A 6,196-nucleotide genomic window follows, 5' to 3' on the forward strand; every position below is an offset into this window, starting at 1 on the left:
GAAACCGGGTTTTTAGCCGTTTGATGCGTAAGTCCTCAAAAAGATTAGTAAGCAACTCAAACTAATACGCCGCGCCAGAAACCCGGCTTCTTCAAGAATCGGGTTTCTGGCTGTTGTGTTTTTTTAGGTTTACGGCGAAGATCCGCACTTTACAGCTAATAACTGAATTCAACGGCTCTATTTCCCACAACTTCCGGCGCACCGACTGTTAAACGCATATCTTCGCAGGCAACGGTTAGCAAGGGCTGACCTAAGTTTAAACTGGCAAAAGGACTTTCTTCTGCCACTTCTAATTCGCCTTTAATCCAACCGATGCGAGACTCTAATCCTCCTTTAAACAACAGAAAATTGCTGCGGTAAGCGCTGAAAACATTTCCGCTAAAAGGCACGGGTAAGGCTAAAGTTTGCTTACTGTAATTAAGACAGCACAGTTGACGGTTTTCTTGGTGAACTGTGACGCGGTAGCCTAGCGGTGCTGCCTTTACCGAATCGCTGCCTTCCCAACTAAATTGAGCTAATTCTTTAGGAAGTCCCCAAATTTCGCGCCCGCCGGCTACCGAGTTAGGGTTGTCTACGTAAATATGGGAAATCCAAGCGCCCCATTTTCCTGCATAATTGGCGATCGCGCTAACTACAATTAACTCATTGTACTCCATCACCGAACCCAACCCGTAGGAGGATATATAAATGCCCCCTAGGGTTTTTCCTGGCAATAAAGAGACAATTTCTAACTCAGAGGGAACCAAGGGGCGCACTCGTGCCACATCTACCAATTGTAAAGTCTGAACAGCATAACCTTGCAGATTCCAAGGTGCAGGTGGATATACCATTTTCAGTTATTTTAAGCTTGAGCTTTTATACTTATTTTAGCTTAAAGCCTAAAAAACTTGTTTGGGGGCGGGTTTAGTAATATTATTAGTGGGAATTAGATGTTATTCGTAACACCCACCCCTACGATCCGCGTTAATCCGCGTTCATCTGCGGTTAAAAACCTGCAACTCTACTTACTCGCATAACCCGTACTTACCAAAAACTCCCGCAACTTCCCAAAGAATTCAGTGCGATCGCGCCCTAGATAAACTCTCTCCAACAACTGCCAACCTTCCGCCTCCTGGCCCATGACATACTTGTTCGCCATGAAGGCGGCCAAAACCCCTTTCACCTCCACATTGTCACTCAAACGCTTGTTAGATTCGAGCCAAAGCTCAGCAGAATTCGTGTATACTTCCACCGGATACTGTTTGCTAACATCTTGCATTTTACCTTGGCGGTACTGCCAAATTTGCAGCGGAAAGCGAGAATCAGCGTAATTTGTAAAAGCCTCGGAAAATCTGCCGTCCTGGCTCTTAAACTCTGGGATATCATTTTTGCCAAAATCCACTATTTCGTAACTCACATTGCCCCAGAAATGCTTGATGTGACTGTATTTGTTAGCCCCTGAGTCGTAGCGGTAAATAAACGAATAATTGCAGCAGCGGACGCCGCTTTTGATTGACACTAAGTCTGCTAGCACTTCCGGTTCCTTGTCGCCGTCCAAATCACGGATTCGCAGCGATAAAAAACGCCCTTCTGATATTTCTTCGCGAGCTCTTTGATCGGGATTATCTACGAGAGAACGAGTCGAAATCAGCACTGGTTCTTCTAATAAAGTTTTACCGTCGCGGATAATTCTGATGCGGAGATTTTTAGCATTTTCTGCTTCTTTTACGAAAGAAACTTCCGCCCGAACTTTCCCCGCTTCCGAGATTTCTGTTGTTCTCGGCGGGCCGACATTCGCCGGAACTTGGGCGATATATTCGGCAGGAACTAAGGCAGTTTGGCCGGGTTTGGCGATCGCTTGACAGAAAAAAGTTGCTACTTCGGCGCGAGTAGCATTGCGTGTAGGTTCTAGCTGTTTGACGGCGGGATAATTGACAACAAGTTGTTTTTCTGCGGCGGCGGCGATCGCATTTCTTGCCAGTTCGGGAATTTGCGGCGCATCCTCAAAAGTCGCATCCAAAATCTCAGCCGCCGACCCCGTAGGTGTATATTTCAAGCCACTGGTTAAAGCTACCAAAGCCTGCCAGCGGGTAATATTCAAAGTCGGGTTAAAGATACTGCCACTGTATCCAGACATAAAACCCGTCTGATAAGCTTCTCGAATTGCTTTAAAACCCCAGTAATTTGTAGGAATATCTGCAAAGTCGATCGGAGCTCGGACGGTTTTCGCATCTGGAAAAGCCATGCGAACCATCGCCGCAAACTCAGCGCGACTGACTGGGCGATTCGGGCGAAAAGTGCCGTCTTCGTAGTAGCCACTGATGATTTTTTTTTCTGCTAACTCCTCAATGCAAGCTTGCGCCCAATGGTCGTTAACATCCTTAAATTTGGCTTGAGCAAATGCCGGCGCTACATTCAGACCCGGAAACACTAAATTCCCGATGATTATCCCCAGGGCTACCAGTGAAGCGATGACAGCTTGACGTTTGTGCGATCGAACCATATAACAGCCTCCTCTACTTACAAATTGGCGATCGAAACTTTCGGAAACTTTGTTTATATAATATCAGCTATATTAACCAAATTTAATACCATTTATTAAAAATAAACCGACGACCAAGGACACGGCACTGCCGTGTCCCTAATTTTTAGAGTTCCTATAATAAAGCTTACTTCGACTCTAAAGTCATCTCCATCGCCATTTTTGTTTTGATTGTTGATTCTTGAGAACTGCCAGCATTTTTAGCACTCATTTCGCTATTTGAACTAATAGATACAGTAGAGCGAAAAGGAATTAATCTATCCAAGCGCATTGTGGCTGCTCCCCGACCCTGAGAAGCAAAAGATTTTAGGGTTAAGGTAGCTCCCGGAGGCAGTTGGGGAGAGGTAATATTTTGGGGGTTTGCTTGCTGCTCTATACTTACATTCAGAGACGCAACTCCATCTTGCCAGCTAGCCAATTCATACGTAGCAATGTCATTCACATTAATGCCACTGAAATTAGAGGAAGAAGAAACGCGCCATTTGGCTCCTTTTCCGACGGCTTCGGCAGGCAGAGGCGAGGCAAGTTGCTCTAGAGATTTAGACATTTGTCGAACCATTTGTTTGACGTTGTTGTCAGATCCTTCGGGCAAAATAATGTCACCTCCTTTATGAAAACCGCGATTGTCCATGATGAAAGAGCCTTTCACTCCCACCATGTTTTTGAGTGCAGAACGCATGGCATTTAGGGCGGCGGGCTGGGTATTTCCAGTATCACCGACGATATCTGCATTAGTGTAAGCAAACTCGTAGTAAATATCGCCATTGGGATCGATTTTAGTGACTTTGGTCTCGAAAGTCATCACCGATACTGGAATTTTAGCTGCAGCCGAAGACCGACCAGATGCGGATATGTCCATATCCATTTTTATGGTCATCACAGTTGTTTGTTTGACATTAATAGCTGGTTTCAAACGCAGTTGCTGTCGGGGTTCCACTCCCGGATTTAGCAGTTCCACTTGCGGGGTTTTGGAGTTGCGGACAGGCGCGGATACGCCAGGGGCTGGCTGCTGAACTACAAGTGGAGTTTCAGCACTGAGGGAAGCAGGAGAAAGCTCGATCGCCCATCCGGCACTTACCAAACAAAGAGATGCAATAAACTGTCTTTTGTTCATTAACTTAATTTCCTGTTATTTGAATGTTTGCCTGTTCCCACAGTCGATCGACTGTCACAAATTTGTAACCTTTATACAAAAGCAGTGGAATTATTTTATCCGCAGAAGCTGCAACATCTTCACCGCCGCAATAGCCGTCGTGCAGTACAATAATTGATCCGTTTTCTGTTTGCTGCACGATGCGACTAATAACTTTCCTCACCCCCGGTCGCACCCAATCTTCTGGGACGACACTCCACATTACAGGGCGATATTCCCACTGTTGCAATAACTCTAATGTTCGCGGCGTAAAAATGCCGTTGGGTGGCCGCACGTCTAGGATTAATTGTGGGTCTAAATCGCAAGCTTTGGCAATTGCTTTCTGCGTGTCTTCTAAACTTTGTTTAAGTTCGTGGGTTTTTAGTTTGGGAAACGATATATGCTGATAGCCGTGGAGACCGATCCAGTGTCCGCGATCGTACACTTCTTTAGCCGTTTCTGGATGCCTGTCCACGCAAAAACCTAGCCAGAAAAAACTAGCTTTGATGTCGTATTTATCTAAGATTTTTAACAGTTGAGGTGTGTGCTGACGGTGCGGCCCGTCGTCAAATGTGAGGGCAATTTCTCGGCTGTTGATATCTCCCGTCCACAGACATCCGGGAAAAGCCGATTTGAGAATGGGATGAACGACAGGAAACAGGGGTGCTAATGGCATTGATTAACCTTGATAAATGCGATCGGGTAGAAATGAAGCTGCGTTACAATAGAATAAAGTTAACTCAATCGAGGTAAATATGACAACTGCCGTTGATATAGGAACGCTAATTGTCCGCACGCCCGGAACTTGCGGCGGCCGCCCACGAATTGCAGGAACTAGAATTACGGTAGAGAACATTGCTATTGATTTTAATGCGGGATGGACTCCTGAAGTAATTGTTCAAAAGAGAACGCACTTGAATTTAGCACAGGTTTATGCAGCCTTAGCTTACTATTATGCGAACAAAAAGCAAATTGACGCGGAAATAGCAGCAGAAAATGCTGAGTGGGAGCGCTTGGAAGCAGACTCTATGGCAGGTAAGCTATCGTGAGTAAGATTCGTTTATATCTTGATGAGGATATTCAGGAACAAGCTCTAATCTTAGCTCTGCGAAATTCGGGTGTAGATGTGATAACAACCTCGGAGGCTAACAGGCTGAGTTTTTCCGATGAAGAACAGCTCATTTGGGCAACCCAGCAAGGGCGAGTCGTTTACAGTTTTAATAGGAGAGATTTCAGCCGTTTACACAATATCTGTATTGCCGAAGAGAGAAGTCATACTGGAATCATTCTTGCACAACAGCAGCGGTACTCGGTGGGCGCACAGTTGCGGGCACTTTTGAATTTGATTGCTGCTAAGTCAGCAGAGGAAATGATCGACCAACTGGAGTATCTTGGAACTTATATAAGAGATGAATAAAAATATGAAATAAACTTGAGTGAGTGCCGAATACTTAATGGTTTAACTCCTTTGATATAGACTAAATCTAGCCACAGTCGATAGAGCTCTATCTCGCGGTCGATGCGATCGCCCTACAGTGTCTTCCTATACTGAAAACCAGCATAACTAATCGACAAACCATCAAGGAGGAACAATGACCGAGGAATATTTAGCCGAACGAACAGTTTCAGCCGTATTTAAGGAAGAAGAACAATTAGACGGCGTAATTCGGCGGTTGCTCGATCGCGGAGTTTCCCGTGACCACATCTCAGTGATGGGAAAAAACTTTCAATCTAAAACTAAAATTGCCGGCTTTATTACTAAAAAAGATGTGATATTAGGCGGTCTGCGAAGCGGGGCGATTTTTGGTTCCTTATTCGGTTCTTTTTTGGCTTTGCTAACAGGTGTCGGCCTGCTGGTTATTCCCTTTGTCGGTACAGTAGTCTCGGCGGGCCCGCTGGGTGCTGCACTGTTGGGTGCAGCTAGCGGCGCGATCGCAGGTTCGGCCGGTGCGGGTCTAGTTTCCGCTTTAGTCACTTTGGGAATGCCGGAAGACAAAGCAACTATCTATCAAACCCGCGTTGAAGCAGGCGAATTTCTCGTGATGGCAGAAGTCGCCGCCGACCGTTCGGGCGAATTTCAACTCTTGCTAGAAAGTGCAGGTGGCCAAGAAGTTTCAGTTAGCGAAATGACGCTGCCGCGCGCCGTCAAAGGTCGCTGCAATAGTCCGGCAGACTTGTCTCCAGAAGCGCGATCGCACCTATCGGAAGCTGCTCAAAAAACCTTTATGGAATCCTACAACGCCACATTTGATGAAAGCAACGACTCGATACAAGCGGAACACACCGCTTGGGACGCCATTCACCAGCAATACGAAGAAGATGAAAACGGCGTTTGGGGTAAGCCTTTAGCCTAAGTCTAGTCTTCCAATCGCAGTAAACTAATAAAAAATAAAATCCCGCCTCTCGAACTGCGGTTCTGGAGGCTTTGACGATTTTTGATTTGAGATTTGTGCAAGACTTAATTAACTGGAGTTTAGACTAAAAAACGATCGCACCTAAAAGTAGCTGCCTCTCAACCGCAGGCAAGTTATTGCTCAAAAACT

General features: G+C 45.8%; 7 protein-coding genes. 3 read left to right on the forward strand and 4 right to left on the reverse strand.

Annotated elements, in window-relative coordinates; all coding sequences use genetic code 11:
* Nucleotides 1-155: 155 nt before the first annotated feature.
* The 4 genes from QUA70_RS05790 to QUA70_RS05805 all read right to left on the reverse strand — a co-directional run bounded on the left by QUA70_RS05790 (nucleotide 156) and on the right by QUA70_RS05805 (nucleotide 4,329).
* Nucleotides 156-830 carry an acetoacetate decarboxylase family protein gene (locus QUA70_RS05790; RefSeq protein WP_333325999.1) on the reverse strand — a complete coding sequence of 225 codons (675 nt, stop codon included), beginning with the start codon at nucleotides 828-830 and terminating at the stop codon, nucleotides 156-158.
* A 170-nt stretch (nucleotides 831-1,000) separates the two neighbouring features.
* Nucleotides 1,001-2,482 carry an S-layer homology domain-containing protein gene (locus tag QUA70_RS05795; RefSeq protein ID WP_333345361.1) on the reverse strand — a complete coding sequence of 494 codons (1,482 nt, stop codon included), beginning with the start codon at nucleotides 2,480-2,482 and terminating at the stop codon, nucleotides 1,001-1,003.
* A gap of 166 nt (nucleotides 2,483-2,648) precedes the next feature.
* Nucleotides 2,649-3,635 carry a DUF6263 family protein gene (locus QUA70_RS05800; protein WP_333345359.1) on the reverse strand — a complete coding sequence of 329 codons (987 nt, stop codon included), beginning with the start codon at nucleotides 3,633-3,635 and terminating at the stop codon, nucleotides 2,649-2,651.
* Nucleotides 3,636-3,639: 4 nt separating this feature from the next.
* Entirely contained in the window at nucleotides 3,640-4,329 is a 690-nt protein-coding gene (locus QUA70_RS05805) for a polysaccharide deacetylase family protein (RefSeq protein WP_333326005.1), read from the reverse strand.
* A gap of 79 nt (nucleotides 4,330-4,408) precedes the next feature.
* On the opposite strand from QUA70_RS05805, the gene QUA70_RS05810 reads away from it, so the two are divergent.
* The 3 genes from QUA70_RS05810 to QUA70_RS05820 all read left to right on the forward strand — a co-directional run bounded on the left by QUA70_RS05810 (nucleotide 4,409) and on the right by QUA70_RS05820 (nucleotide 6,007).
* Entirely contained in the window at nucleotides 4,409-4,702 is a 294-nt protein-coding gene (locus tag QUA70_RS05810; RefSeq protein ID WP_333239823.1) for a DUF433 domain-containing protein, read from the forward strand.
* Entirely contained in the window at nucleotides 4,699-5,070 is a 372-nt protein-coding gene (locus QUA70_RS05815; protein WP_333326008.1) for a DUF5615 family PIN-like protein, read from the forward strand. Before QUA70_RS05810 ends, QUA70_RS05815 begins: the two co-directional genes overlap by 4 nt.
* Nucleotides 5,071-5,245: 175 nt before the next feature.
* The gene (locus QUA70_RS05820; RefSeq protein WP_333326010.1) at nucleotides 5,246-6,007 is read left to right on the forward strand and encodes a ChaB family protein; all 762 of its coding nucleotides are present in this window, start codon (nucleotides 5,246-5,248) and stop codon (nucleotides 6,005-6,007) included.
* Nucleotides 6,008-6,196 lie beyond the last annotated feature (189 nt).

This window comes from Microcoleus sp. LAD1_D5 (genome assembly GCF_036702115.1).
Taxonomy (GTDB): Bacteria; Cyanobacteriota; Cyanobacteriia; order Cyanobacteriales; family Microcoleaceae; genus Microcoleus.